General features: G+C 53.4%; 28 protein-coding genes and 1 pseudogene. 16 read left to right on the forward strand and 13 right to left on the reverse strand.

The window, feature by feature from the left end; translation table 11 throughout:
* Window positions 1-268: 268 nt before the first annotated feature.
* The 5 genes from AC1VYI_RS10120 to AC1VYI_RS10140 form a co-directional block, all read right to left on the reverse strand.
* Window positions 269-985 carry an ABC transporter ATP-binding protein gene (locus tag AC1VYI_RS10120; RefSeq protein WP_134866040.1) on the reverse strand — a complete coding sequence of 239 codons (717 nt, stop codon included), beginning with the start codon at window positions 983-985 and terminating at the stop codon, window positions 269-271.
* Complete coding sequence (locus AC1VYI_RS10125) at window positions 982-1,857, reverse strand: ATP-binding cassette domain-containing protein (protein WP_134866041.1); 876 nt, start codon at window positions 1,855-1,857, stop codon at window positions 982-984. Before AC1VYI_RS10125 ends, AC1VYI_RS10120 begins: the two co-directional genes overlap by 4 nt.
* Window positions 1,854-3,128: a high-affinity branched-chain amino acid ABC transporter permease LivM gene (gene livM / locus AC1VYI_RS10130; RefSeq protein WP_134867363.1), complete on the reverse strand. Its 1,275-nt coding sequence runs from the start codon at window positions 3,126-3,128 to the stop codon at window positions 1,854-1,856. Before livM ends, AC1VYI_RS10125 begins: the two co-directional genes overlap by 4 nt.
* Window positions 3,129-3,139: 11 nt before the next feature.
* Window positions 3,140-4,054: an ABC transporter permease subunit gene (locus AC1VYI_RS10135; protein ID WP_134866042.1), complete on the reverse strand. Its 915-nt coding sequence runs from the start codon at window positions 4,052-4,054 to the stop codon at window positions 3,140-3,142.
* Window positions 4,055-4,153: 99 nt separating this feature from the next.
* Complete coding sequence (locus tag AC1VYI_RS10140) at window positions 4,154-5,275, reverse strand: branched-chain amino acid ABC transporter substrate-binding protein (protein WP_023312277.1); 1,122 nt, start codon at window positions 5,273-5,275, stop codon at window positions 4,154-4,156.
* A gap of 422 nt (window positions 5,276-5,697) precedes the next feature.
* Here AC1VYI_RS10140 and AC1VYI_RS10145 point away from each other — a divergent pair, with 422 nt between their 5' ends.
* On the forward strand, window positions 5,698-6,366 hold the full coding sequence (locus AC1VYI_RS10145; RefSeq protein ID WP_134866043.1) for a YecA/YgfB family protein: 669 nt from the start codon (window positions 5,698-5,700) through the stop codon (window positions 6,364-6,366).
* A gap of 273 nt (window positions 6,367-6,639) precedes the next feature.
* On the opposite strand, the gene AC1VYI_RS10150 is transcribed toward AC1VYI_RS10145, so the two are convergent.
* The gene (locus AC1VYI_RS10150; protein WP_482880352.1) at window positions 6,640-6,825 is read right to left on the reverse strand and encodes a hypothetical protein; all 186 of its coding nucleotides are present in this window, start codon (window positions 6,823-6,825) and stop codon (window positions 6,640-6,642) included.
* Entirely contained in the window at window positions 6,807-7,787 is a 981-nt protein-coding gene (locus tag AC1VYI_RS10155; protein ID WP_000019450.1) for an IS5-like element ISKpn26 family transposase, read from the reverse strand. Before AC1VYI_RS10155 ends, AC1VYI_RS10150 begins: the two co-directional genes overlap by 19 nt.
* A gap of 101 nt (window positions 7,788-7,888) precedes the next feature.
* Here AC1VYI_RS10155 and AC1VYI_RS10160 point away from each other — a divergent pair.
* The 3 genes and pseudogenes from AC1VYI_RS10160 to AC1VYI_RS10170 form a co-directional block, all read left to right on the forward strand.
* Window positions 7,889-7,984: pseudogene (locus AC1VYI_RS10160) on the forward strand (T6SS immunity protein Tli3 family protein); the annotation flags it as partial.
* Window positions 7,984-8,241 carry a PAAR domain-containing protein gene (locus tag AC1VYI_RS10165; RefSeq protein WP_134866049.1) on the forward strand — a complete coding sequence of 86 codons (258 nt, stop codon included), beginning with the start codon at window positions 7,984-7,986 and terminating at the stop codon, window positions 8,239-8,241. The pseudogene AC1VYI_RS10160 and the gene AC1VYI_RS10165, both read left to right, overlap by 1 nt.
* Window positions 8,241-9,416: a hypothetical protein gene (locus AC1VYI_RS10170; protein WP_134866050.1), complete on the forward strand. Its 1,176-nt coding sequence runs from the start codon at window positions 8,241-8,243 to the stop codon at window positions 9,414-9,416. Before AC1VYI_RS10165 ends, AC1VYI_RS10170 begins: the two co-directional genes overlap by 1 nt.
* Window positions 9,417-9,733: 317 nt before the next feature.
* Here AC1VYI_RS10170 and tyrP read toward each other — a convergent pair whose 3' ends face one another.
* The gene (tyrP, locus tag AC1VYI_RS10175; RefSeq protein ID WP_482880362.1) at window positions 9,734-10,945 is read right to left on the reverse strand and encodes a tyrosine transporter TyrP; all 1,212 of its coding nucleotides are present in this window, start codon (window positions 10,943-10,945) and stop codon (window positions 9,734-9,736) included.
* 229 nt (window positions 10,946-11,174) lie between these two features.
* Between tyrP and AC1VYI_RS10180 the strand changes: the two genes are divergently transcribed.
* Window positions 11,175-11,516, forward strand: coding sequence for a hypothetical protein (locus AC1VYI_RS10180; RefSeq protein ID WP_045404419.1), 342 nt, complete (start codon window positions 11,175-11,177; stop codon window positions 11,514-11,516).
* Window positions 11,517-11,552: 36 nt separating this feature from the next.
* On the opposite strand, the gene ftnA is transcribed toward AC1VYI_RS10180, so the two are convergent.
* Window positions 11,553-12,050 (reverse strand): non-heme ferritin, encoded by a 498-nt coding sequence (ftnA, locus tag AC1VYI_RS10185; RefSeq protein ID WP_014884366.1) that lies wholly within the window; start codon window positions 12,048-12,050, stop codon window positions 11,553-11,555.
* Window positions 12,051-12,254: 204 nt separating this feature from the next.
* A complete protein-coding gene (gene yecR, locus AC1VYI_RS10190; RefSeq protein WP_023312272.1) occupies window positions 12,255-12,593 on the reverse strand; it encodes a YecR family lipoprotein in 339 nt (112 codons plus the stop codon).
* 234 nt (window positions 12,594-12,827) lie between these two features.
* Here yecR and azuC point away from each other — a divergent pair, with 234 nt between their 5' ends.
* The gene (gene azuC, locus AC1VYI_RS10195; protein ID WP_014884364.1) at window positions 12,828-12,911 is read left to right on the forward strand and encodes a stress response protein AzuC; all 84 of its coding nucleotides are present in this window, start codon (window positions 12,828-12,830) and stop codon (window positions 12,909-12,911) included.
* Window positions 12,912-13,018: 107 nt separating this feature from the next.
* Window positions 13,019-13,270 (forward strand): DUF2766 family protein, encoded by a 252-nt coding sequence (locus AC1VYI_RS10200; protein ID WP_008500405.1) that lies wholly within the window; start codon window positions 13,019-13,021, stop codon window positions 13,268-13,270.
* Window positions 13,271-13,312: 42 nt separating this feature from the next.
* Here AC1VYI_RS10200 and AC1VYI_RS10205 read toward each other — a convergent pair whose 3' ends face one another.
* Both AC1VYI_RS10205 and AC1VYI_RS10210 read right to left on the reverse strand, forming a co-directional pair.
* Window positions 13,313-14,656 carry an anaerobic C4-dicarboxylate transporter gene (locus tag AC1VYI_RS10205; RefSeq protein WP_023312271.1) on the reverse strand — a complete coding sequence of 448 codons (1,344 nt, stop codon included), beginning with the start codon at window positions 14,654-14,656 and terminating at the stop codon, window positions 13,313-13,315.
* A gap of 156 nt (window positions 14,657-14,812) precedes the next feature.
* A complete protein-coding gene (locus AC1VYI_RS10210; protein ID WP_045356816.1) occupies window positions 14,813-15,316 on the reverse strand; it encodes a non-heme ferritin-like protein in 504 nt (167 codons plus the stop codon).
* A gap of 787 nt (window positions 15,317-16,103) precedes the next feature.
* Here AC1VYI_RS10210 and araF point away from each other — a divergent pair.
* From araF to otsA, 5 genes are all read left to right on the forward strand, one after another.
* Window positions 16,104-17,093 carry an arabinose ABC transporter substrate-binding protein AraF gene (gene araF / locus AC1VYI_RS10215; RefSeq protein ID WP_003859687.1) on the forward strand — a complete coding sequence of 330 codons (990 nt, stop codon included), beginning with the start codon at window positions 16,104-16,106 and terminating at the stop codon, window positions 17,091-17,093.
* A 71-nt stretch (window positions 17,094-17,164) separates the two neighbouring features.
* Window positions 17,165-18,679: an L-arabinose ABC transporter ATP-binding protein AraG gene (gene araG, locus AC1VYI_RS10220; RefSeq protein WP_047741688.1), complete on the forward strand. Its 1,515-nt coding sequence runs from the start codon at window positions 17,165-17,167 to the stop codon at window positions 18,677-18,679.
* A gap of 14 nt (window positions 18,680-18,693) precedes the next feature.
* Complete coding sequence (gene araH, locus AC1VYI_RS10225) at window positions 18,694-19,680, forward strand: L-arabinose ABC transporter permease AraH (RefSeq protein ID WP_023312268.1); 987 nt, start codon at window positions 18,694-18,696, stop codon at window positions 19,678-19,680.
* Between the two features lie 176 nt (window positions 19,681-19,856).
* Window positions 19,857-20,660 carry a trehalose-phosphatase gene (otsB, locus tag AC1VYI_RS10230; protein WP_047741689.1) on the forward strand — a complete coding sequence of 268 codons (804 nt, stop codon included), beginning with the start codon at window positions 19,857-19,859 and terminating at the stop codon, window positions 20,658-20,660.
* The gene (gene otsA / locus AC1VYI_RS10235; RefSeq protein WP_029741334.1) at window positions 20,635-22,059 is read left to right on the forward strand and encodes an alpha,alpha-trehalose-phosphate synthase; all 1,425 of its coding nucleotides are present in this window, start codon (window positions 20,635-20,637) and stop codon (window positions 22,057-22,059) included. Before otsB ends, otsA begins: the two co-directional genes overlap by 26 nt.
* Window positions 22,060-22,074: 15 nt before the next feature.
* On the opposite strand, the gene uspC is transcribed toward otsA, so the two are convergent.
* Entirely contained in the window at window positions 22,075-22,503 is a 429-nt protein-coding gene (gene uspC, locus AC1VYI_RS10240; RefSeq protein WP_023312265.1) for a universal stress protein UspC, read from the reverse strand.
* 795 nt (window positions 22,504-23,298) lie between these two features.
* Here uspC and flhD point away from each other — a divergent pair.
* The 4 genes from flhD (at window position 23,299) to motB (ending at window position 26,167) form a co-directional block, all read left to right on the forward strand.
* Window positions 23,299-23,649, forward strand: a complete 351-nt coding sequence (gene flhD / locus AC1VYI_RS10245; RefSeq protein ID WP_226483977.1) for a flagellar transcriptional regulator FlhD — start codon at window positions 23,299-23,301, stop codon at window positions 23,647-23,649.
* A 2-nt stretch (window positions 23,650-23,651) separates the two neighbouring features.
* Window positions 23,652-24,230: a flagellar transcriptional regulator FlhC gene (gene flhC / locus AC1VYI_RS10250; protein ID WP_013096051.1), complete on the forward strand. Its 579-nt coding sequence runs from the start codon at window positions 23,652-23,654 to the stop codon at window positions 24,228-24,230.
* 123 nt (window positions 24,231-24,353) lie between these two features.
* Window positions 24,354-25,241, forward strand: a complete 888-nt coding sequence (motA, locus tag AC1VYI_RS10255) for a flagellar motor stator protein MotA (protein ID WP_008500417.1) — start codon at window positions 24,354-24,356, stop codon at window positions 25,239-25,241.
* Window positions 25,238-26,167 carry a flagellar motor protein MotB gene (gene motB / locus AC1VYI_RS10260; protein WP_008500418.1) on the forward strand — a complete coding sequence of 310 codons (930 nt, stop codon included), beginning with the start codon at window positions 25,238-25,240 and terminating at the stop codon, window positions 26,165-26,167. The genes motA and motB overlap by 4 nt, the downstream gene beginning before the upstream one ends.
* Window positions 26,168-26,169: the final 2 nt, after the last annotated feature.

The raw sequence follows: 26,169 nt of genomic DNA on the forward strand, positions 1-26,169 counted from the left end.
GTGTAACCACCGAAATGAAGTGAACCCCGAAAGTTAGGTATCCAACTTTCGGGGTTTTGCGTTTCCGGGTCAAAAAAGCCTTCGCGGCTAAGTCTGAAGGCTCATAAATCACATTCTTTTTACTACGTTTCTTACTAACAAACCTGTAAGAATTGCCGGAAGCAATCCAAACAAAGAGGCGATATCGACTAACGTATACTCCAGTTCTTCTATCCCATATGTGCCGAAATGATCCATCACGGAATCAGCCCATTTGGCAGATATCAAATCACACCCCACCTAAATACGCCTTCCTCACCTCCTGATTCCCCAGCAGCTCTTCACCGCTGCCGCTCAGCCGGATCTGTCCGTTAACCATCACATACCCGCGGTCGGAAAGCTTCAGCGCGTGATGCGCATTCTGCTCCACCAGAAAAATAGTCATACCGCTGCGGGCCAGCTCGCGCAGCGTCTGGAAGATTTGTTTCACCACAATCGGGGCTAAGCCCAGGCTGGGCTCATCCAGCAGCAGCAGCTTCGGACGGCTCATCAGCGCCCGGGCGATCGCCAGCATCTGCTGTTCCCCGCCGGACATGGTCATCGCGCGCTGCTTGCGTCCCTCCTTGAGGCGCGGGAAGAGGTCGAACATGGTTTGCATATCCTCAGCGGCAAACTGGCTGCCGAGAGGGATGGTCCCCATCAGCAGATTCTCTTCAACGGTCATATCCGGGAAGATTCGTCTGCCTTCCGGCGCCTGCGCAATGCCTCCGGACGCGACGTAGTGGGTGGATTTATGGCTGATATCTTCGCCGCCGAAAAGGATCTGTCCGCTGCGAATACGGGGCTGGCCAAAGATGGACATCAGTAGTGTCGATTTACCCGCGCCGTTTGCGCCAATCAGCGCCACGGTTTCACCCTTATTGACCTCGAGGGAAACCTGTTTAAGCGCCTGAATGACGCCGTAGAACACGTCCACCTCGCGAAATGCCAGCAGCGGTTCGCTCATTGGTTGACCTCGCTTTCATCCGTACCCAGATAGGCGGCAATAACCTTTTCATCATGCTGGATCTGCTCGGGTTTACCTCTGGCGATGACATCACCGTGGTCGAGCACGATAATGTCGTCCGAAATCTCCATCACCATCCCCATATCATGCTCAATCAGTAGTACCGTGATGTCATGATGATCCCGCAAAAAGCGAATAATGCTGCTGAGCTTATGCGTTTCAACCGGGTTCAGCCCGGCGGCGGGTTCATCCAGACAGATCATTTCCGGCCCGGTGCACATTGCTCGCGCAATTTCCAGACGCCGCTGCTGGCCGTACGACATCTCTCCCGCCAGGCGATTGGCGCACTCCACCAGATCCACCACTTCCAGCCAGTAGAAGGCCCTGTCCAGGGCGTCGCTTTCCGCCCGCCGGTATGCCGGCGTATTTAAGATCCCGGCAAGCAGATTGCGGTTAACGCGCATATGCTGCGCAACCAGCAGGTTTTCTACGACAGACATCTCGCGAAAAAGACGGATATTTTGAAACGTGCGCGCCAGCCCTGCGCGGTTGACCAGATGCGTTCCGCCGAACATTTTGTAGAAAAGACGCTGCCCGAACTGCGCGGGGTTAATCCAGTCTCCCGGCTGGAATTTTTGTCCGAGCACCTGAATAACGTTGGTCGTTTTATGGCGGGTATTAAATAAAATGTTGCCGCCGGAGGCCCTGTAGAAGCCCGTCAGGCAGTTAAACACGGTTGTTTTCCCCGCCCCGTTTGGCCCAATCAGGGCGGTAATTGAGCCACGCTGCACGTCCAGGTTGACGTCGTTTAGCGCCTTAATCCCGCCGAAGTGCATCATCAGATGTTCAACGCGTAATATCGTTCCGTTCATGGCGCGACGCCCTTACGCACGGCAAACCCGCTGCGGTTAATGCGGATCAAACCGCGCGGACGCCAGATCATCATCACCACCATGAGCATGCCAAACAGCAGGACGCGGTACTCGGCAAAACTGCGCAGCAGTTCCGGCGTTACCGTGAGCACAAAGGCGGCCAGCACCACGCCAAGCGTCGAGCCCATCCCGCCCAGCACCACAATGGCGAGGATCAGCGCCGATTCAAAGAAGGTAAAGGAGGTGGGATTCACGAACCCCTGATAGGTGGCGAAGAACACCCCGGCAATGCCCGCGGTCGACGCGCCCAGCGTAAAGGCGGAGAGCTTAACCAGAACATGATTCAGCCCCATCGAGCGGCACGCAATTTCGTCTTCACGCAGCGCTTCCCACGCCCGACCAATCGGCATCCGCGTCAGGCGGTGCTTGATATAGAGCACCAGCATTACCACCAGGAACAGAACCGCGTAGATAAAAATAAACTTCATGTTCGGGTTGTAGGTCAGGTGGAAAAATTCGTGGAAGGGCACGCCGCCTTCTTTCGCGCGTCGTCCAAATTCCAGGCCGAAAAAGGTGGGGGGAGGGGCCGAGACGCCGTTTGGGCCGCCGGTGAAGGTCAGCCAGTTGTTCAGTATCAGGCGAATGATCTCCCCGAACCCGAGGGTGACGATGGCAAGGTAGTCACCGTGCATGCGCAGTACCGGGAAACCGAGCAGGGCGCCTGCGGCGGCGGCCATGATTGCCGCCAGCGGCAGCATGCTCCAGAAGCCTAAGCCGAGATACTGGTATCCCAGCGCCAGACCGTACGCCCCAATTGCGTAGAACGCGACATATCCCAAATCCAGCAGGCCGGCCAGACCCACGACGATATTCAGCCCCAGACCGAGAAGCACGTAGATCAGCCCGAGAATGGCGACGGTCAGCACATATTTAGTGGCGACAAACGGAAAGCAAATCGCAAGGGCAATTACCAAAGGAATAATCCAGCGCATGCGGCTTTTATATTCCGGTGGCCGGACATATACGCCCGCGCTATCGGCTTCGAAGCGCGCCTGGAAACGGGCGCCCGCGGCGGTACCTAAAAAGACGCTCAACAGAAAACGCCCGAACATGACGATGCCAACCATCCAGGCCAGCCGTTGCCCGGCGAAGTTAAAGCTGTACCCGTCCAGCACCACGCCCGCAATGGGGCCGAAAATAATCAGCGCAATCAGTCCGGAAAAAATCGCGTCCAGCATGCAGCGTTTAAGTGAAAAACCGTGTGATGTCATCATTCTCTCCCTCACACTTTGGCCACAATCGGGCGCCCAAGCAGGCCCTGGGGACGGAAAATAAGGATCATGACCAGCAGGCCGAACGAAAAGACATCTTTATAGTCCGAGTTCACCATGCCTGAGAACTGGGCTTCCGCCACGCCCAGGATAAGGCCGCCGAGCATGGCGCCGGGGAGGGAGCCGATGCCGCCGAGTACCGCTGCAGTAAAGGCTTTAATGCCGATCACGAACCCGACGTAGAAATCAAAGGTGCCGTAATTCATGGTGATCAACACCCCCGCCAGACCGGCCATCGCCGCGCCGATCACAAAGACCAGCGAAATGATCCGGTCGGTGTTAATGCCCAGAATGGAGGCCATCTTACGATCCTGTTGTACCGCGCGGCACATCCGGCCCAGCCGGGTATGGTTGATAATCCAGGTGAGCATCAGCATGCCGGCAAACGAGGCAACCAGAATAAACACTTTGGTGTAGGTTATCTGTACGAACCCGTCGCCCAGATGCAGGCGAATCACGCCGTCCAGCATGGTCGGCACTCCTTGCTGACGCGGACCCTGGCTCAGCTGAGCGTAGTTTTGCAGGATAAGCGACATGCCGATGGAGGAGATCAGCGGCGCCAGGCGCGTGGAGTTGCGCAGCGGCTTGTAGGCGATACGCTCGATGGTCCAGCCGTACACCCCGGTTACTACAATGGTGAACACCAGCGTCCCGAGGATCAGCAGTGGGAACGACTGCAGACCGAAGAACGAGAGCAGCGCCAGGCCGATGGCGCAGAGATACGCGGAAATCATATACACTTCGCCGTGGGCGAAATTGATCATCCCGATAATGCCGTACACCATGGTGTAGCCGATGGCGATTAAACCGTAGACGGAGCCCAGCGTTAAGCCATTGATTAACTGTTGCAGGAAGAATGTACTCATCTTAGCGCGCTCGTTTTATAGGCTGCGCGATGCGCGCAGCCGGATGTTTATTACGCGCCGACGGGCAGGCCCGCCGACGTTGAGCGTGACTCCGTCCCGTTACTGCACTTCCTTATATTTTCCTTTGTCGTCCCACTGATAAACCACGTAGTCAGACACTTTCAGATCGCCTTTGCTGTCCCAGGCTTTTTTGCCCATCACCGTGTCGACGGAATTGGCCTTTAGCCACTCGCTGGCTTTGGCCGAGTCCTTGCCGCCGGTGGCCTTGAAGGCTGCGGCAATAGCCTGTACGGAGGCATAGGAGTAGAGGGTGTAACCTTCCGGCTCGAATTTACCGGCGCGGAATTTCTCGATAACCGCTTTGCCGTCCGGGATCAGGCGCGGGTCTTTACCGAAGGTCATGTAAATGCCATTGGTATACTGCGGGCCGCCCGCGGCGGTCACCATCTCTTCGTTGACAATACAGTCGCCGGAGAAGAATTTCGCCTGCACGCCCTGTTCGCGCATCTGGCGAACCAGCGGACCGGCTTCCGGGTGACAGCCACCGAAGAACACGACGTCCGGTTTTTGCGCGCCGATCTTCGTCACCAGCGCGTTAAAGTCTTTTTCACCGCGGGATAACCCCTCGTACATCACATCCTGAACCCCGCGTTTCGCCAGCGCCGCTTTGGTGGCGTCAGCCAGACCCTGACCATAGGTGTCTTTATCGTGAATAATCACCACGCGCTTGGCTTTCAGCTTGTCGATGATGAAGTCGCTGGCAACCTGACCCTGCTGATCGTCGCGGCCGCACATGCGGAACATATCGCTCATGCCGCGTTCGGTGATCAGCGGGTTAGTTGAGCCGGGGGTAATCGCAATAATGCCCGCGTCGCTATACACCTCGGAGGCGGGCATTGTGGAAGAGGAGCAGAAATGGCCGACCACGGCGTTGACTTTATCCTGGTCAACTAAACGGTTGGCGACGGCGACGGCCTGCTTGGGCTCGCAGGCATCATCCCCCTGAACCAGTTTGATCTTCTCGCCGTTAATGCCGCCTGCGGCATTAATGTCTTCAGCAGCCTGCGTTGCGCCATGCCAGTACTGATCGCCATAGGTGGCATTGGGACCCGTGAACGGCCCGGCCACGCCAATCACAATATCTGCCCGGGCGGAAAACGCCGTCACCAGGCAACCGGCCAACACAAGAGAAAGAGGAGTTCTGATAAATTTCAGCGACATTATTATGTTCCTTAGCAAAGAGGTTTTTGCACCACGGCGTAAACCCGAACGCCCGACGGCGCAGCCAATCCGAAACACGAGCAAGAACAAAATGCACTAAACGAACAAGATACAGACGGCATCCTGCATGTACGGCGAGGTATCCCTGCGCAGCGTCGCGCGAAGAACATTAAGCAAAAACGTTGCCAGAATGGTTAACCCTTTGACGGGCTTGTGACATGTCTGAGTATAGAGCGCCGCGTTATGCCGCCTTGCGGGAGGAGAAGAAATTACAGCGGAGATCACATATCGTTAACAATAAAGCCCATAAGTTGTGCAAAGGTCACGATTTGCACGTTTTTGCAGCAATAAAGACCTAAACTTCAGCCCGGAGAGGCGTGAGATATGTGTTAGGATCGTTTCCTTTTGCAGGAGTGTCAGCGATGACTGAAGGCCCATTGAATGAAAGCGAAATGGCGTGGCTTGAAGAGACGTTAATGTCTTACGGTCATGATGATGCGTCCGTGATTGACGTGTCCGAACTGGACGGCATGCTAACCGCGGTGCTTTCCGGTCCTGTTGTCGTTGAGCCAGATGCCTGGCTGGTGGCGGTGTGGGGCGGCGAGAAATATATCCCGCGCTGGAAAAACGATCGGGAAATGAACCGTTTTATCGATCTCTGCTTTAAGCATATGAACGATATTGCCGAGCGCCTGAGCGAGTACCCGGATCAGTTTGAACCTATGTTCGGCTATAACGACGTGGACGGTGAGAGCTATACCGTGGTGGAAGAGTGGTGTTATGGCTACATGCGCGGCGTGGCGCTGACGGACTGGTCAGCCTTGCCGGAAGCCCTGAAGGCCGATCTTGACGTGATTGCGCTGCACGGGACGGAAGAGAACAGCGAAAAGCTGGATGAACTGTCCGAAGAGGAGTACATCTCCAGCATCGAAAGCATCCAGCCTGCGGCGCTGCGCCTGTATAACTACTGGGTAAACAACCCGCAGCAGCCGGAAGCGAAGAAGCCGACGGTGAACGGCACGAAGGTCGGGCGTAACGATCCGTGTCCTTGCGGCAGCGGGAAGAAATTTAAGAGCTGCTGTTTGCACTGAAACATTTTTGTGGCTTTGCTTCGTTCACCTTAAGACCAGTAGAAAATAATACGTTCTTAACCTGTGAACGAGATAAGGGGCCGTCGAGGCCCCTTATCAATCCTCCCGGCTCCGCGGAAAATCGATGCTTCGCACTGCGCTTACCTCCCAACCTTCTGCCTTCAGGTAATGATAACTCTCTGAACTTTGCCGTAAACGATATATATATGGCCAGGCATATCAGACCGTGAATAAGCGCAATGTTTATTGTTGCTCATCGAATACCATTGATCTCTATACCCTGAAGGGCTTAGGGAAGGTGCGAATAAGCAGGTCATTTCTTCCCAAGCTGACTCGCTGATTAAAATTTCGCGGATCTGGGCCGATTTTTTTCCCGCAAACACATCGAATCAGCCTATTTAGGCTATTTTTTCCACCATTTCTGGCGTTATTTCCGGTTTTTACTGAGATCTCTCCCACTGACGTATCATTTGGTCCACCCGAAACAGGTTGGCCAGGGTGAATAACATCGCCAGTTGGTTATCGTTTTTCAGCAGCCCCTTGTATCTGGCTTTCACGAAGCCGAACTGCCGCTTGATGATGCGAAACGGGTGCTCCACCCTGGCACGGATGCTGGCTTTCATGTATTCGATGTTGATGGCCGTTTTGTTCTTGCGCGGATGCTGCTTCAAGGTTTTTACCCTGCCGGGACGCTCGGCGATCAGCCAGTCCACATCCACCTCGGCCAGCTCCTCGCGCTGTGGCGCTCCTTGGTAGCCGGCATCGGCTGAGACAAATTGCTCCTCTCCATGAAGCAGATTACCCAGCTGATTGAGGTCATGCTCGTTGGCCGCGGTGGTGACCAGGCTGTGGGTCAGGCCACTCTTGGCATCGACACCAATGTGGGCCTTCATGCCAAAGTGCCACTGATTGCCTTTCTTGGTCTGATGCATCTCCGGATCGCGTTGCTGCTCTTTGTTCTTGGTCGAGCTGGGTGCCTCAATGATGGTGGCATCCACCAAAGTGCCTTGGGTCATCATGACGCCTGCTTCGGCCAGCCAGCGATTGATGGTCTTGAACAATTGACGGGCCAGTTGATGCTGCTCGAGCAGGTGGCGGAAATTCATGATGGTGGTGCGATCCGGCAGGGCGCTATCCAGGGATAATCGGGCAAACAGGCGCATGGAGGCGATTTCGTACAGGGCATCTTCCATGGCACCGTCGCTCAGGTTGTACCAATGCTGCATGCAGTGAATACGCAGCATGGTCTCCAGCGGATAGGGCCGTCGGCCATTGCCCGCCTTGGGATAAAACGGCTCGATGACAGCGGTCATATTCTGCCATGGCAGAATCTGCTCCATGCGGGAGAGGAAAATCTCTTTTCGGGTCTGACGGCGCTTAGTGCTGAATTCACTATCGGCGAAGGTGAGTTGATGGCTCATGATGTCCCTCTGGGATGCGCTCCGGATGAATATGATGATCTCATATCAGGAACTTGTTCGCACCTTCCTTAGACCAAACAGGCTTAAAAGAAATGAAAAAATATCAGGGGCTGCCCGATAAGGTTCCGGAAGTAAAAGGCTATACCGGCTGGGACCACATGCGTTGCGATATGGATGCAGGAAGGAAAGGATACTAATGAACGGCGTAATTCGACTCAATGACCCGCTGGTGAGCGGCGGGAAAGTAATTAAGGCGTCAGGCGCGCAATTTATGGGCCTGCCCGTGGCTCTGAAAGGCGATGAAGTGACGTGTACGGAGCATAAAGGGACGTTCCCTATTAATGATTGTAACCCAACCTGGACGATGAACGGCCGCGGTGTGGTCGTGGACGGCTGTAAAGCGGCGTGTGGTTGTGCTATCCGGACCACGCTACCTGTTGCGGGGGCTGTGTGATGAACTGGTGGTTGTATCCTGAACAGGACGAATTTAAAGAAGACTACCCCTATCTGGCAGTTTTTATCCTATATGTGATCGTCGTGATTATCGGTATTGCTGTTCGGGCAGTCACCTGGCCGGGTAATAAACATGTTGATCTCGATTTTCTTGCCCAGTCCGTGGTTATTCCGGTTGTTTTTCTGACGGGGTTCGTTCAGATGTGGTCTGTCGTGTATCACGGCATGAGGCACTACATGGAAACGAGGCTGCTGATTGCCGCCCGGCAGGAATACAAGGTTGTCAGCTTTGCCAGGGGGAATATTACCCTTGCTGGCTGGTCCGTACTCACTCCACCAAAGGCAACAAAGGAACTGGCACTGAGAATGCTGAAACTTGAGGGAGAGTTTCCGCTGGCCGCTAAAATGCCGTTGAAAATCGAGCTGGAAGAATCGTTCGATTTCACGAGGGCCGGGCAGGCAGTATCCCGCGTTCTGGAGCCCACGGCAGGGAAACTTTCTCGGTACCAGCAGATTGAAGCGCTGGTGTGGGTTCGGGGCGGGGATGAATCCTGTAGCGATGAACTCCGGCGCGTGCTTGAACGTTCTGCGATCGCGACGAAGAAAATCACTTTTTTACCTGAATGCCCGGACTATACGCAAGTCACGGAATGGATAAATCTGTCGAAAAGCTACGTCGTTCAACGGCTGCTTATCTGTGTCGATCTGCATTCTGACGAAGAAGCATCTAAACAGATGGAAAATGTTACGGCACTTTTCTTCACGAACGACTACGTCAAAACAGCAGGAGAAAAACCGGTTTATTTTTATCAGCCGATGACGGGTGTCACAGACGTAGAAAGTAAAATGCCCGTTTATCTGAGGACAGAAACCGTCAGCAAGCCTAAGCAACTCTGGTATACCGGGTTATCCCGCACAGAGAAGTATCCGCTGCTGGAAGTGCTGGACGAGAACAAAGCGGTGCCGGACAGGCTGGAGCTTGAGGCTTCGCTCGGTGAGCGCTCTGCCGGTTATCAGTGGCTGATGCTGACGCTGGCCGCTGATGCGATTATGTACGGGCAGGGCGATCAGCTTGTGGCCGCGTCCGCACAGAACGATTTTGCCATGGCCGCGCTATCCTCCCGGTTGACCTGCCAACCCGATTACCCCGAAGAAAAAAGATATACGTTGCCGTAGCAAGCTGGCGGGATTGGCGGTCTGATGTTGTTTTTTGGGCTGATGTTAATCATTGCCAGCGCTGGTGACGACGGTAAAACTCTGTCCGGCTGGTTTATAACGATAATGGCGGTTCTGTTAATAAGTTTATTCATTGGGATGGGGGCATTGTTTACCTGGTATTATGGTGACAAAGCTTATGAGCACATGGGGATGTGATGATGAATGAACAAATGATTTTAACGACAGCACACTGGATGGTTATGATCAGGATATAAGGGATTTATTAAAGGGGAATCTTTCCCTATGAAAGCGGATAGTTTCCCCTTAAACCTTTGTTATCCCACTTCCGGCAGCATCCCGGCTGCAATCAACACCTGCACCAGAATAATCACCACCCCACAGCAAAACACCACGCACAGCAGCGGTTTTCCCCCCGCCACGCGGTAACCCTGCTGCGGATGCTGCTGGCGGCTCTTCCATGCCAGCAGGGAAGGGAGCAGCAGGGCCAGGATAGAGAGCGCCACCCCCGCATAGCCCAGCGCCATCACAAACCCGCGTGGGTAAAACAGCGCAAAAGCGAGCGGCGGCAGGAAGGTGATGGCCCCCGTCTGCAACCGTCCGGCCGCGGTATTGCGACGCTGGAACAGGTCGGCCAGATAATCAAACAGGCCGAGCGCCACGCCCAGGAACGAGGTTGCCAGCGCCAGGTCGGCAAACAGGTGTACCGCCAGCTCCACGTGCGGGGAGGTAACAACCTCGCGCAGTGCCAGCAGAAAACCGTTCAGGCCAGCGTGTTGCGACATCAGCCCAATAAAGGTCGAAGAGTCAATGCTGCCCAGCGTCACCAGCTGCCAGAAAATATAGGCGATCAGCGGGATCGCGCTGCCGATAACAAAGACGCGGCGCAGCTTGCGGATATCGCCGTTCATATAGCTGACGATGCTCGGCACGCTGCCGTGGAAGCCAAACGAGGTGAAAATGACCGGGATCGCGGAAAGCGCCAGCCCTTTTTCCAGCGGCAGCGTCAGCAGGTTGACCTTGTGCACGTGCGGGGCCAGCAGCACCAGCATGATAATCAGGAAGAGAATTTTGGCGCTGAACAGAAAGCGGTTAAACAGATCGACCAGCGATGTCCCCACGCAGACCACGCCGCCGCCGATGAGCGCAAAGAAGATAGCCCCCGTCGCCGGGGTAATGTCAGAGCCAAACCAGTCGTTGACGCTGGAGGCGATGAGTTCCCCGGCGCCGCTGATATAGGCGGCGGTCAGGGCGTACATCAGGAACATCATGCTAAAGCCGGTTATCCACTGGCCGTAGCGTCCCAGATAGCGCGACGCAAGCGAACCCAGACCGGTGTCGGCGGGGACGTGCTGGTAAACCTCAAGCAGCAGCAGGGCGGTGTAGCACATCAGCGCCCAGAGCGTACCCAGCAGCAGCAGGGTCATGCCAAATCCCACGCCCGCGGCTGCCAGCGGCATGGCCAGCATTCCTGCGCCAATCGTCGTTCCGGCGACGATAAAAATACTTCCCAGGGTTCTGTTTTTCACGCTTTCCTCTACAACAATGCTTAACCGCGACAAAATCTGCGGCGCAGAGTAAGGGAAAAGCCGTAATTCGTCAAATCACCGTTACAAGTAGTGTAACGAATAATTTACGGATTGTTGGCGCTCTGATCCTTTTTAGGCGGATGCCTACTTCATAAGGGCAATGTTGCTGGGCGACATACCGGCGTAACGTAAACAATAAATATAAATTATCAAATTAAGTGAGGGTTTTATGGCTGGAGAGAATCCCTTCACCGCGGCATGGAGTCGGGGAGGTAACCTGTTGTGCCATGGGCACTGGATAATCAGCTGGCAGAACCAACCCCTGATACTTCCCGAGTCCCGCCGCGAAAAGGATATGGGCACCTGGGCAATCTATTCGGTTATCGATCCTGAAGATGAAACCTTTGCACAAGGCTTACAGGAAGATGAGTGGATCGTTGAGAATGTCGACTGGTTAACGGATATGTTCTTCGAGGTGGGTATTCCGCTGGAGACGTCCAGCTACCGCTATTTTTACCAGGCGGTGAATCCTCATGACTGGCGCTGCACCAGCTGTGCGGGGTGTATGTAAATTAGCGCGGTGCCGGTTTTCGGCACCGCGCTGAAATTAATTCTGCGTATCGAGGGTGGAAAGTTCTTTATCAATAAAGTAAAGACCTTCGCCGGATTTCCCTACCAGAGACAATTTATCCAGTACGGATTTAAACAGCTTCTCTTCTTCGTGTTGTTCAGCGACATACCACTGCAGGAAATTAAAGGTTGGATAATCCTGGCTGGTCATCGCGGCGTGGACCAGTTCGTTAATTTTCTGCGTGATCAGCTGCTCGTGCTCGTAGGTGGCGCGGAAGAGTTCATCGAGAGAATTATACTCAGCAAAAGGTGAAGCCACGGTTTCAATGCGCGGCAGGCTGCCCGTATCCGTAAGATAATCAAACAGACGCTGCATGTGGGTCATCTCTTCCTGAGCGTGACGACGCAAAAACGCGGCCGCACCTTCGAAGCTGTGATAGCTGCACCAGGCGCTCATCTGCTGGTAGAGCAGGGATGAAAAAAGCTCAAGGTTCATTTGTGCGTTGAGCTTGTCGATCATTTCAGTTTTCAGCATGGTGACGCTCCGGATTATTATTTCTGGTTCACAATGAGCGACACTATAATTTGTTATTTAATTATTTGCAAAACGTAAATTTTTTATTTTATTTATTTAAAATACGAATGGGAATAAAACGCATTGGCGATTTTTATAATTTATTAATGAGAATTGTTTTTGTTCGTAATGAAATAAACTGCCAGCAAACGCTGGCAGCGTTGATTAATACCAGGGATTATTTGTCTTAGGGTTAACGGCGTAACCCATACATTTATACTGGATAGTCACGCTCTCGTTCAGGCACAAAGAGCCGCTCGTCAGGGTGCAGGTTTTAATGGGCTGACCATAGGCTGAGGCAGTGGCATACCCCATGCTCTGACACGCTTTTGCCGCAGTGCCGTTATTAACATACTCATCGGAATACGCATTTTGCAGCGCTGCCTGGCCGTAGTCGAGGCGGACGATGCCGTTCGGCGCGTCGCGGCTGCTGACTTCAGCCTGGCGGTTGATACTACACCCCGCGAGCAGCAGGATTGTGCCGGCTACAATGACTCTTTTCATGGTTCGCTCTGAGTGGATGGAAATACCTTATCGTACCCGCAGATGCCCGCTGCAATGCCTGGAATAGCCGGACAATCTGCCCTCACTCTTCGCAACGGGTGAGAGGGGAGCGCTATCAGGCCAAATCCTGATAAGAATGTGATGAGTATCACAAAAAGATTGATTTTTGTGATGGTGGTCATATTATAAGCACGTTGACAATAAAGTTGTATAACAAGTTAATGGAGCATCATCGTGAAACTGCGCAAAATCCTGAAAAGCATGTGGGCCAATTACTGCCGCACGTTCAAAGACGTGCCGCCAGGCGCCATGTTCTGATAAAAAAACCTGCTTCGGCGGGTTTTTTTGTACCTGCAGGCGATGAAGGGAAGATGTCAGGGGGCGTGTTTTGCTACTATGGCGGCCTTTAAATAAGGAGAAAACCCATGTCACAAAACCTGAGCGCCGATCAGGAACTGGTCTCTGACGTTGTCGCCTGTCAGCTGGTTATCAAACAAATCCTTGATGTTCTGGACGTGATTGCGCCGGTTGAAGTGCGCGAGAAGATGTCTACGCAGCTGAAAAACATCGATTTCGCCAGCCATCCTGCTGCCGCTGACCCGGTTACGCTTCGTGCGATCCAGAAAGCCATCGCGCTGATTGAGCTGCGATTCACGCCGCAGGGTGAGTCCCACTAAAGCAGGGAAAGGGGCGACGGCACGTGTCGCCCTTTGATGCTGTTAAAAGAACGTCTGGACCAGCAGGTAGCTCGCCGCGCACGCGCAGCTTACTCCAATCAGCCCAGGCAGAATAAAGCTGTGGTTGATGATAAATTTGCCGATGCGGGTGGTGCCTGAACGGTCAAAGCCGATGCAGGCCAAATCACTGGGATAGGTTGGCAGGACAAAATAGCCGTAGGACGCCGGGAAAAAGGCGATCAGCATTTTCGGGTCGATGCCCAGCATGAGGCCCATTGGCGCAACGGCCGTCAGCGCAGCCGCCTGGCTGTTCACCAGTTTTGACACCAGAAACAGCACAATGGCATACGTCCACGGGTGGCTCTTCACCACGCCTTCCAGCGCCAGCTTTAACTCATCGAGATGCGCCTGGAAAAAGGTATCGCTCATCCACGCCACGCCGAACACCGAGAAGATCGCGACCATACCGGCCTTGAACACCGCGCCGTTGGAAATCGCCGACGCATTAACCTTACAGGCCATCAGCATCACGGCGCCCGCAATTAGCATCATCATCTGAATGACAAGGTTCATCGACAGCGCCGTCATTTTGCCTTTCACCTCAAAGGCGGGGCGCAGTTCAGGGAATGCCCCCAGCAAAACGACCACCGCAATACCGGCAAAGAAAATCCACGTGGACCAGTAGGCCTGTTTAGGGAAACGCTGATTCATTAACGTCTCCGTACCGCCGTAGATAAACTCGCGCTGCTTAGGATCTTTCAGCTTTTCCTGAAACTCTATGTCGTCAGCCAAATCTTTCCCACGGCGTAAACTCCACAGGGCCGCAATGGCTACGCCGAAAAGCGAAGCGGGAACCGACACGGCGAGAATTTCCAGGATCCCCCACGCGTGGCCGATCCCATGCTGGGCCGCCAGGATGGACACCAGCGACACAACGGCAACGGAAACGGGGGATGCCGTAATCGCCATCTGTGATGCCACCGAGGCCACGGCCATGGGGCGCTCCGGGCGGATCCCTTTTTTCAGGGCGATATCCGCAATGATGGGGAACATGGTGTAGACCACATGGCCGGTGCCGCACAGAAAGGTCAGCATCCAGGTGGTGAAAGGGGCGAGCAGGGTGATGTGCTGCGGGTGTTTGCGCAGCAGGCGTTCAGCAAACTGCATCATGACGTTGAGGCCGCCCGCAGTCTGCAGCGTAGCCGCACAGCCTATCACCGCAAGGATGGTCAGCATAACGTCAACCGGCGGTTTACCCGGTTGCAGACCAAAGACAAAACATAAAATAAAAAGACCAATGCCGCTGATTAACCCCAGCCCCATACCGCCGAAACGCGTACCCGTCAGCAGGCAGAGGAGAATGACAACAAACTCAATGGTGATCATGATGCTCCCTCGTCAATGATTATGTAACTAAATAAATCATCACACGTTGTGTGGTTAATCATTGGGAGCCAGATCTGATTTGTTAAATTTCAGGAAAAGCAGAAGGTTGGAGATGGGATGGGGGCCTGCTCCCCGGGACGGAAGCAGGCCAAAAACTCAGTGGTGCTGTACCGCCACAATGTCGAGCAGATGACGGTCGGTTTGCTCAGGACATAAACCCGCCTGCTGCGCATGATGGATCTCATCCGCCAGCGTCTTCAGCAGCATGCCATCCTGCTGCTGCTCTTTGTCCATATCACGTAAGAATTTGAGCGTCGTAATGTCCTGCTGCGCTTTGGCTTCATCGGCCAGTTTGCTGAGCGTACTGCAACGTTGCTCGTACTCTTCAAGCGTTTTCTGAAACAGTTCTTCCAGGCAGGAGTAGTTTTCGTTGATCCCATCAAGGGCTTTAACGACAGGATTTGCCCCTGCGGCTTTCAGAAAATTGAAGACACGCATCATATGGGTGACGTTACTTTGCGCCTGCGAGCGAAAGAATGTAGCAGACCCCGTAAGACTATTCTCGGCACACCACGCACTTAAGTGAAGGTGCAGGTTCGAGGCGTAGAACTCAAGGTTCATCTGCGCGTTAAGTTTTTGCATCATCGTTTGGGTAGCCATACTCATATCCTTATTGACTGTGGGACGTGATGTCCGTTGCTTAACCTGAGCGCCAGGCAAATACGAAGAAAAGAGCAGAAATAGACATTCTGCCGTGACCGAAGTCGACCGAAATTCACTTCCTGTGTTCGATATAAATAAGCATACCCTTGTCTTGAGTCTAAGAAAACTCTTAATCAGGCTGTATTTACCATACATTACAAAGTTTAATATAGTACATAAATACAATTAGCTCGCCATGAATTGAATGTGACTTAATAAGCTAATAATTATGGATTTTTACCATTAAGGCACACTGTTACTCTTTCGGGGATATTAAGTTGGAATATTACTCCGAGAAAAAGAGAAATACGGTTTAATCGTTTCGAATATATGATGTGCCAATAAAATTGCGCTAAATCAATTTCTGCGAAATAACGTTTTTACAGGTGCGTTGTACATCCTTGATGAAAAACATGTTGAACCCCTTTAACGCCAGCTGCGTTTTGCCCGCTGAGGGGCATCAGGGATATCTTGGCTAATCTTATGGATAATTCTGCTTAACCCCTTTCTATTTGTCTGACAAATCCCGCCTTTTTTATGTCATTTTTCGCTGAATTTATGTACGCAATTACTGTAATTCTGCGGTGTGATGGGGCTCTCTTATGGATGATTAATTTCCCGCTAAAACTATCACCAGCAATAACGCTTATGACGAGGTAAGCGCTAATGCCTTGTTTTAAGTCCGATTAAATAAGAAGCACGCACTTATTCCCTACAGAAAAGAATGCTAAAGCTGGAGTTTACCATGCACAAATTTACTAAAGCGCTGGCGGCCATCGGTCTGGCTGCCGTTATGTCACAATCCGCTATCGCTGAGAATTTAAAACTCGGTTTTTTGGTAAAACAGCCCGAAGAGCCCTGGTTCCAGACTGAGTGGAAATTCGCAGATAAAGCCGGGAAAGATTTAGGTTTTGAAGTCATTAAAATCGCCGTGCCTGACGGCGAAAAAACCCTGAACGCCATCGACAGCCTGGCGGCCAGCGGTGCAAAAGGTTTCGTTATCTGTACCCCGGATCCAAAGCTGGGGTCGGCAATCGCGGCGAAAGCGCGCGGTTACGATATGAAGGTCATCGCGGTTGACGATCAGTTCGTTAACGCCAAAGGCAAGCCGATGGACACCGTCCCGCTGGTCATGATGGCGGCGACCAAAATCGGCGAACGCCAGGGCCAGGAACTCTATAAAGAGATGCAAAAGCGCGGCTGGGATGTCAAAGAGACCGCGGTAATGGCTATCACGGCTGACGAGCTGGACACCGCCCGTCGTCGTACTACCGGTTCAATGGATGCGCTGAAAGCGGCCGGCTTCCCGGAAAAACAGATCTATAAAGTCCCAACCAAATCCAACGATATCCCGGGCGCTTTCGACGCCGCGAACTCTATGCTGGTCCAGCATCCGGAGGTCAAACACTGGCTGGTGGTCGGCATGAACGACAACACCGTGCTGGGCGGGGTACGCGCGACGGAAGGCCAGGGCTTCAAGGCGCCTGACGTGATCGGGATTGGCATCAACGGCGTTGACGCCGTCAGCGAGCTGTCCAAAGCGCAGGCTACCGGCTTCTACGGTTCTCTGCTGCCGAGCCCGGACGTTCACGGCTACAAATCCAGTGAGATGCTCTACAACTGGGTAACCAAAGGGGCCGAACCGCCGAAATTTACCGAAGTGACCGACGTGGTGCTGATTACCCGCGACAACTTCAAAGAGGAGCTGGCGAAAAAAGGGCTGGGCGGTAAGTAATACGCGGTGATTGTGCCCCTCATGCTTCGTGAGGGGCCAGACGTACACACTACAGGAATCACGGAGACGTTATGCGACAGTCTGATCCGTATCTCTCTTTTCGCGGCATCGGGAAAACTTTCCCCGGTGTTAACGCGCTGACCGATATCAGCTTCGACTGCTATGCCGGCCAGGTTCACGCCCTGATGGGGGAAAACGGCGCGGGGAAATCCACGCTGTTGAAGATCCTCAGCGGCAACTATGCGCCTACGACCGGCACGCTGGCCATTCGCGGCGAAGAGGTGGCGTTTGCCGATACCACGGCGGCGCTCAATGCCGGGGTTGCGATCATCTATCAGGAGCTGCACCTCATTCCTGAGATGACCGTGGCGGAAAACATCTATTTAGGACAGCTCCCGCACAAAGGCGGCGTGGTAAATCGTTCGCTACTTAATTATGAAGCGGGGCTGCAGCTTAAACATCTTGGTCTGGACGTCGATCCCCAGACGCCGCTGAAATATCTCTCCATCGGCCAGTGGCAGATGGTTGAAATTGCCAAGGCGCTGGCGCGTAACGCCAGAATTATCGCCTTCGATGAGCCCACCAGTTCGCTCTCTGCGCGTGAAATAGAAAATCTGTTCCGCGTGATCCGCGAATTGCGTCAGGAAGGCCGTACGATTTTGTATGTCTCGCACCGCATGGAAGAGATATTTGCCCTGAGCGACGCCATCACCGTCTTTAAAGATGGGCGCTATGTGCGCACCTTTACCGACATGCAGCAGGTTAACCATGACCAGCTTGTTCAGGCGATGGTCGGACGCGAGCTGGGTGATATTTATCACTGGCAGCCGCGTCAGTATGGCCCTGAACGCCTGCGCCTGGACAGCGTCAAAGCGCCGGGCGTGCGCACGCCTATTTCGTTATCCGTTCGCAGCGGCGAAATTGTCGGCCTGTTTGGTCTGGTGGGGGCGGGGCGCAGTGAATTAATGAAAGGCCTGTTCGGTGGTACCCGCATTACCGATGGGCTGGTTTCTATTGATGGTGAACGGGTCGATATCCAGAAACCGGCCCACGCGATCGGGGCGGGCATGATGCTCTGCCCGGAAGACCGTAAAGCCGAGGGGATTATTCCGGTGCATTCGGTACGCGACAACATCAATATTTCCGCTCGCCGCAAGTTTATTCGCGCAGGCTGCCTGATAAACGATGGCTGGGAGTCGAGCAATGCCGACCACCATATTCGCTCTCTGAATATTAAAACGCCGGGTCCGGAACAGCTGATCATGAATCTGTCAGGCGGAAACCAGCAGAAGGCGATTTTAGGCCGCTGGCTGTCCGAAGATATGAAGGTCATTTTGCTGGATGAGCCGACGCGCGGTATCGATGTGGGGGCAAAACACGAGATTTATAACGTGATCTATGAGCTGGCAAAACGCGGCGTGGCGGTGCTCTTCGCCTCCAGCGATCTGCCGGAGGTGCTTGGCGTGGCCGACCGCATTGTGGTGATGCGTGAAGGCGAAATTGCCGGTGAATTACTTCATGAACAGGCGAATGAACAACAGGCGTTGAACCTCGCCATGCCTAAAGTCAGCCAGGCTGTCGCCTGAGTAAGGAGTTAATGATGTCCTCTGTTACTACATCCGGAGCGCCTAAGTCGAAGTCGGCGCTGAGTTTTGGACGTATCTGGGATCAGTACGGCATGCTTGTGGTCTTTGCCGCGCTGTTCCTCGCCTGCGCGATCTTTGTTCCTAACTTTGCCACCTTCATTAATATGAAGGGGCTGGGGCTGGCCATTTCCATGTCCGGGATGGTGGCCTGCGGGATGCTGTTCTGTCTGGCCTCCGGCGATTTTGACCTGTCGGTAGCGTCGGTGATTGCCTGTGCGGGCGTCACGACGGCAGTGGTGATCAACATGACGGAGAGTCTGTGGATTGGCGTTCTGGCCGGTCTGCTACTCGGCGTCATCAGCGGTCTGGTGAACGGGTTTGTTATCGCACGCCTGAAGATTAACGCCCTGATCACCACGCTTGCGACAATGCAAATTGTCCGCGGGCTGGCCTATATCATCTCCGACGGTAAAGCTGTGGGGATTGAAGACGAGCGCTTCTTTACCCTGGGTTACGCCAACTGGCTGGGGCTGCCTGCGCCAATCTGGCTGACCGTGGCCTGCCTGATCCTGTTCGGCTTCCTGCTCAACCGGACCACCTTTGGCCGCAATACGCTGGCGATTGGCGGTAACGAAGAGGCCGCTCGTCTGGCCGGGGTGCCGGTAGTGCGAACCAAGATTATTATCTTTGTGCTCTCAGGGCTGGTTTCTGCCGCTGCGGGAATTATTCTTGCGTCGCGCATGACCAGCGGCCAGCCGATGACCTCTATTGGTTACGAGCTGATCGTCATTTCGGCCTGCGTTTTAGGGGGAGTTTCCCTCAAGGGCGGCATCGGAAAAATCTCATATGTGGTGGCCGGTATCCTGATTTTAGGCACGGTAGAGAACGCCATGAACCTGCTGAATATTTCGCCATTCTCGCAGTACGTGGTGCGTGGCCTGATCCTGCTGGCAGCGGTGATTTTCGACCGTTACAAGCAAAAAGCGAAGCGTACCGTTTAGTCCTTTTCCCCACCTTTTATTGCTCAACTTATAACCATAGTTGACCCCTTAACCGCCTCGCCAGTAATACTGGCGGGGCGGTTGTCAAATGGCGAGCCACGTCACACTGTCTATACTTACATGGCTATGAAAGAGGTAAAGGCGTTTACCTCTCGTAAACCGTAAGGAGGAAAAGGGTGGCTGACTTGTTAACCGCACCGCCTGTACTGCCCGGAAAATATGCTTTCTTTTTTGACCTCGACGGGACGCTCGCCGGGATCCAGCCGCATCCTGACGACGTGGTCGTCCCGGATACGGTGCTAGAGAATTTGCAGCAGCTCTCAAGACTGAACGAGGGCGCATTGGCATTGATTTCAGGGCGCTCAATGGCCGAGCTGGACGTGCTCGCCAGTCCTTACCACTTTCCGCTAGCCGGTGTACACGGAGCGGAGCGCCGCGATATCCATGATCAACTGCACGTTGTATCACTTCCTGAGACCTTAATTAAGGCGTTACACACTCAACTCTCCTCGGCGCTTGAGTCGCTTCCGGGCACTGAACTGGAAGAGAAGGGCATGGCTTTCGCTTTGCACTATCGGCAGGCACCGCATCACGAGGCGGCGGTCTTTGCGATTGCTCGCAGCGTGGCCGATGCACACCCGCAGCTCGCGCTGCAGCCGGGGAAGTGCGTCGTTGAGATAAAACCTGAGGGGATTAATAAAGGTGCTGCTATTGCGGCGTTTATGGCGGAACCGCCATTTAAGGGACGTACACCGGTATTTATTGGCGATGACCTGACCGACGAGGCCGGGTTTCGCGTGGTGAATCAGGCCGAAGGGATCGCCGTCAAGGTGGGGCCTGGTGAAACCGTTGCCGAATGGCGACTGGCGGATGTCGCCAGCGTCTGGCAGTGGATATCTGACATCGCTAACCAGCAACAACAACAAATAGCGCAAAGCAAAGGGGGAAACCATTATGGGTCGCTTAGTCGTCGTCTCTAACCGAATCGCACCGCCTGACGATAAAAAAGCCAGTGCAGGTGGCCTGGCGGTAGGGGTGTTAGGTGCCTTAAAAGCCGCTGGCGGGCTGTGGTTTGGCTGGAGTGGAGAAATCAGTGAAGAAGAGAAACCGCTCAAAAAGGTGACGCGCGGAAACATTACGTGGGCTTCATTTGCATTGAAAGAGAAAGACTATGACGAGTATTACTCGCAGTTCTCAAATGCCGTCCTGTGGCCTGCGTTCCACTATCGTCTTGACCTGGTCAAATTCCAGCGTGAATCCTTCGAAGGCTACTCGCGCGTGAATGCGCTGCTGGCGGATAAACTGCTGCCATTAATCGAAGAAGACGATATTTTATGGATCCACGATTATCACCTGTTGCCCTTCGCGCGCGAGCTGCGAAAAAGAGGGGTAAATAACCGCATTGGCTTCTTCCTGCACATCCCGTTCCCTACGCCGGAAATTTTTACCGCGCTGCCGCCGCATGAAGAGCTGCTGGAGGCGCTGTGCGATTACGATTTGCTGGGCTTCCAGACCGAAAATGACCGCCTCGCGTTCCTTGACTCCGTGTCAGGCAAAGCGCGTCTGGTGACCAAAGGCGGGAAAACCCATACGGCGTGGGGGAAAACTTTCCACACCGAGGTCTATCCAATAGGGATTGAACCTGACGAAATCGCGGAGCAGGCTTCCGGCCCGCTGCCGCCGAAGCTGGCGCAGCTTAAGAATGAACTCAAGCACGTGAAAAATATCTTCTCGGTTGAGCGTCTTGATTATTCCAAAGGGCTGCCGGAACGCTTCCTGGCGTATGAAACGCTGCTGGATAAATACCCGCAGCATCACGGGAAAATCCGCTATACCCAGATCGCGCCGACGTCGCGCGGTGAGGTTCAGGCCTATCAGGATATTCGCCATCAGCTGGAGACAGAAGCAGGGCGCATTAATGGCCGCTACGGCCAGCTGGGCTGGACGCCGCTGTTTTACCTGAATCAACACTTTGACCGTAAGATCCTGATGAAGGTCTTCCGCTATGCGGACGTTGGGCTAGTCACGCCGCTGCGCGACGGGATGAACCTGGTGGCGAAAGAGTATGTGGCTGCCCAGGACCCTGCCGACCCGGGTGTTCTGGTGCTTTCCCAGTTTGCCGGGGCCGCAAATGAGCTCACGTCGGCGCTCATCGTTAACCCTTACGACAGGGATGACGTGGCTAACGCGCTGAATCGCGCCCTGACAATGCCGCTCACGGAACGTATTTCCCGCCATGCTGACATGATGGAAACAATCCGGAAGAACGATATTAACCACTGGCAGGCGCGTTTTATTCAGGATCTCCGGGATATCGCTCCGCAAAGTCATGAAGGCGATCTGCAAAAAAAGATCGCGACCTTCCCTAAACTCGCCTGATTTACTGCTGGGGGGTTAATGCCCCCCAAGCGGCACTAATAGCACATCGACCTGGCTCGACGCGACAATAGATTTCGCCGCGCAGGCTGCCCGCGATAAAAAGCTGTGGTTATGGTTCCCGCAAATCACTAAATCAATATTTTGTTTACGACACATATCGAGAATATGGGCGTTAAGTTCCCCGGTCGCAATAACGGTCTCATAAACAGGATATTGTGCCTTTTCTACTAATTCGCGCAGAAATTGCTGCGTTTCTTCCTGCAGAACCTCGCGAATATCCTCCAGCATGGGGGCGGCCAGCTGATTATACATCTCCGGCTCGGCAGCGAGCGTGATGAGGCTGATGCGGGCATTGTGGGGTCTGGCAATGGAAACTGCCCGGGCGACGAGCTGATGGCTTTCGGGGGAAACTGCAACGGAAACAAGAAGATGGGAGTAACTCATGGCGCACTCCTTGGATGTCTGAAAGACAGCGTTTAACCACCTTTACCGCGAAATCTCCGGTTCTGCAAGAGCAGATTACGACATTAGTGTGAAGCTTATCATAATTATTCATTAATTATTCTTATAAGAAGAATAACTGAAAAATGCGCCTAAATGAAAAAAATTAACAACTTAACGTAAATCACACAAATCCACGCTTGGACTGTTAAATCGTTTTGATGCGTTACAAACTCATTTCGAATGATCACTCCCTGAAACAAATTTTTTGTACTAGCTGCATAACTATATGTTTTTTCACGGTAAGAAAAATGTTTCCAGGAGAGGGGCCTGATGTAAATGTTTCCGCGCGGCGCTTACGGCAGGAAAAGCACGTTGCATGCCAGTTCGGATCACCCTTCTGCATGAGTATTCGTCAATTAAGAATACAAAACAGTACTGATTGTCTAAATATTGAACAAATTACAAGTCATACTGATGGATTTATGGGTCATATTCACTTAAATTGTGTGACGTGGATCACATTTTTTTTTAAATTTGAGGGTGGCTGGATTGTATGTGTCAAAACTGACGAGTAGAGTTTGCGTCGAATTAGGAAAAATCTTAGTTATTTGTAAGAAATGATAAATCATGTAAGAGACGCATTCGCGGTTTCTCTCTTACGGTTTCAGTGAATACAAACCTAAATTCAACTATGCATTTAGCCTTTTCTTTTTTATACCGGGTGATTTCCCGGCGACATCACGGGGTGCGGTCTTTCCGCATAAAAATAATAGTTGGTTATTCGGGATGGGAACAATGCATACATCCGAGTTGCTAAAACATATCTATGACATCAATTTGTCGTATTTACTGCTCGCGCAGCGTTTGATTAGTCAGGACAAGGCGTCCGCGATGTTTCGTCTGGGTATTAACGAAGAAATGGCAACCATGCTGGGCGGCTTAACCCTCCCGCAGATGGTTAAACTGGCTGAAACGAATCAACTGGTTTGCCAGTTCCGTTTCGATGATTCGCAGACAATAACGCGTCTGACGCAGGAATCCCGTGTGGACGATCTCCAACAGATCCATACCGGTATTCTTCTTTCCACTCGCTTGCTTAACGAAATCAGCCAGTCTGATGACGCAGCCCGTAAGAAAAGGGCCTAGCAATGAGCGAGAAAAGCATTGTTCAGGAAGCGCGTGACATACAGTTGGCCATGGAACTGATTACGCTGGGTGCTCGTTTACAAATGCTGGAAAGCGAGACTCAGCTGAGCCGTGGTCGTCTCATCAAGCTGTACAAAGAGTTACGTGGTAGTCCCCCGCCGAAAGGCATGCTGCCGTTTTCTACCGACTGGTTTATGACGTGGGAGCAGAATATTCATGCTTCCATGTTCTGTAATGCCTGGCAGTATCTTCTCAAAACCGGTTTGTGCAGCGGCGTTGACGCCGTGATCAAAGCGTACAAACTTTACCTTGAACAATGCCCACAGCAGGAAGAAGGCCCTCTGCTGGCGCTGACCCGCGCATGGACGCTGGTGCGTTTTGTTGAGAGCGGAATGCTTGAACTGTCGCGCTGCAACTGCTGCGACGGCAATTTTATTACCCATGCTCATCAGCCTGCAGGCAGCTTCGCCTGTAGTTTATGTCAGCCTCCATCCCGCGCAGTAAAAAGACGTAAACTTTCCCGGGATGCTGCCGATATTATTCCACAACTGCTGGATGAACAGATCGAACAAGCTGTTTAACCCGAACGTGTGGGAAAGATTCCAGCAGCGGTAAGCAATTACCGCTGCTTTTTTTTACCCCGCAAACGGTAAACGCTGCGAGCTGGACGTCCTTGCCATAGTCACTAGCGGAAGGATGATGTCGTGCTTATCTTATTAGGTTACCTGGTAGTTCTCGGTACAGTTTTCGGCGGTTACATGATGACCGGCGGGCACCTTGGAGCACTCTATCAACCGGCTGAACTTATTATCATCGGCGGCGCAGGGGTAGGGGCTTTTATCGTTGGTAACAACGGTAAATCGATCAAGGGCACGCTGAAAGCGATTCCGTTGCTGTTCCGTCGCTCGAAATACACCAAAAGTATGTATATGGATCTGCTGGCACTGCTCTATCGCCTGATGGCGAAGTCGCGTCAGCAGGGCATGTTCTCGCTTGAACGGGATATTGAAAACCCGAAAGAAAGCGAAATTTTTGCCAGCTATCCGCGAATTCTTGCTGACGCCATGATGCTGGATTTCATCGTCGACTATCTGCGACTCATCATCAGCGGCAACATGAATACCTTCGAAATCGAAGCGCTGATGGACGAAGAGATTGAAACCCACGAAAGCGAATCTGAAGTGCCGGCCAACAGCCTGGCGCTGGTCGGCGACTCGCTTCCGGCATTCGGTATCGTTGCCGCGGTAATGGGCGTGGTTCACGCCCTGGCCTCGGCGGACCGTCCGGCAGCCGAGCTGGGCGCGCTGATTGCCCACGCGATGGTGGGAACTTTCCTCGGTATTTTGCTGGCGTACGGCTTCATTTCGCCGCTGGCGAGCGTTCTGCGCCAGAAGAGCGCGGAAACCACCAAAATGATGCAGTGCGTGAAGATCACGCTGCTCTCTAACCTCAACGGTTACGCGCCACCCATCGCGGTTGAGTTTGGCCGTAAAACGCTTTACTCCAGCGAGCGTCCGTCGTTTATCGAACTTGAAGAACACGTGCGTGCGGTGAAAAACCCAAACCAACAGACGACAACTGAGGACGCATGAAAAACCAGTCCCATCCGATCGTCATCGTAAAAAAACGCAAGCACAAGGGCGGCGGGCATGGCGCGCACGGCTCGTGGAAAATTGCGTACGCCGACTTTATGACCGCAATGATGGCGTTCTTTCTGGTGATGTGGCTGATCTCCATCTCCAGCCCAAAAGAACTGATCCAGATTGCCGAATATTTCCGTACGCCGCTGGCAACGGCGGTGGCCGGTGGGCCGCGTATCTCTAACAGCGAAAGCCCGATCCCGGGCGGCGGCGATGATTACACCCAGCAGAAGGGTGAGGTGAAAAAAGAGCCGAACATCGACGAGCTGAAAAGAAAGATGGAGCAGGCGCGTCTGAAGAAACTGCGTGGCGATCTCGATCAGCTGATTGAGGCGGATCCGAAGCTGCGCGCGCTGCGCCCGCATCTGAAGATCGACCTGGTGCAGGAAGGGCTGCGTATTCAGATTATCGACAGCCAGAACCGCCCAATGTTTAAAACCGGGAGTGCGGAAGTCGAACCGTACATGCGCGACATTCTGCGTGCCATTGCACCGGTGCTGAACGGCATTCCTAACCGAATCAGCCTGTCAGGACACACGGATGATTTCCCGTACGCCAGTGGGGAGAAGGGATACAGCAACTGGGAGCTTTCTGCCGATCGTGCCAACGCCTCGCGTCGCGAGCTGGTGGCAGGTGGGCTTGATGATGGCAAGGTACTGCGCGTAGTCGGCATGGCCGCAACCATGCGCGTTTCCGACCGCGGGCCGGATGATGCCATCAACCGTCGTATCAGTCTTTTAGTGCTGAACCAGCAGGCGGAGCAGGCCATCCTGCATGAAAACGCCGAAAGTCAGAATGAGTCACTGGACGATTTAAAACAGCCTGGGGCCGTTCCTTCGGCTGCCGTTCCAACATCGCCACCAGCCAATCCGAGGTGATA

The organism is Enterobacter sp. QK-SA4, from assembly GCF_056856775.1.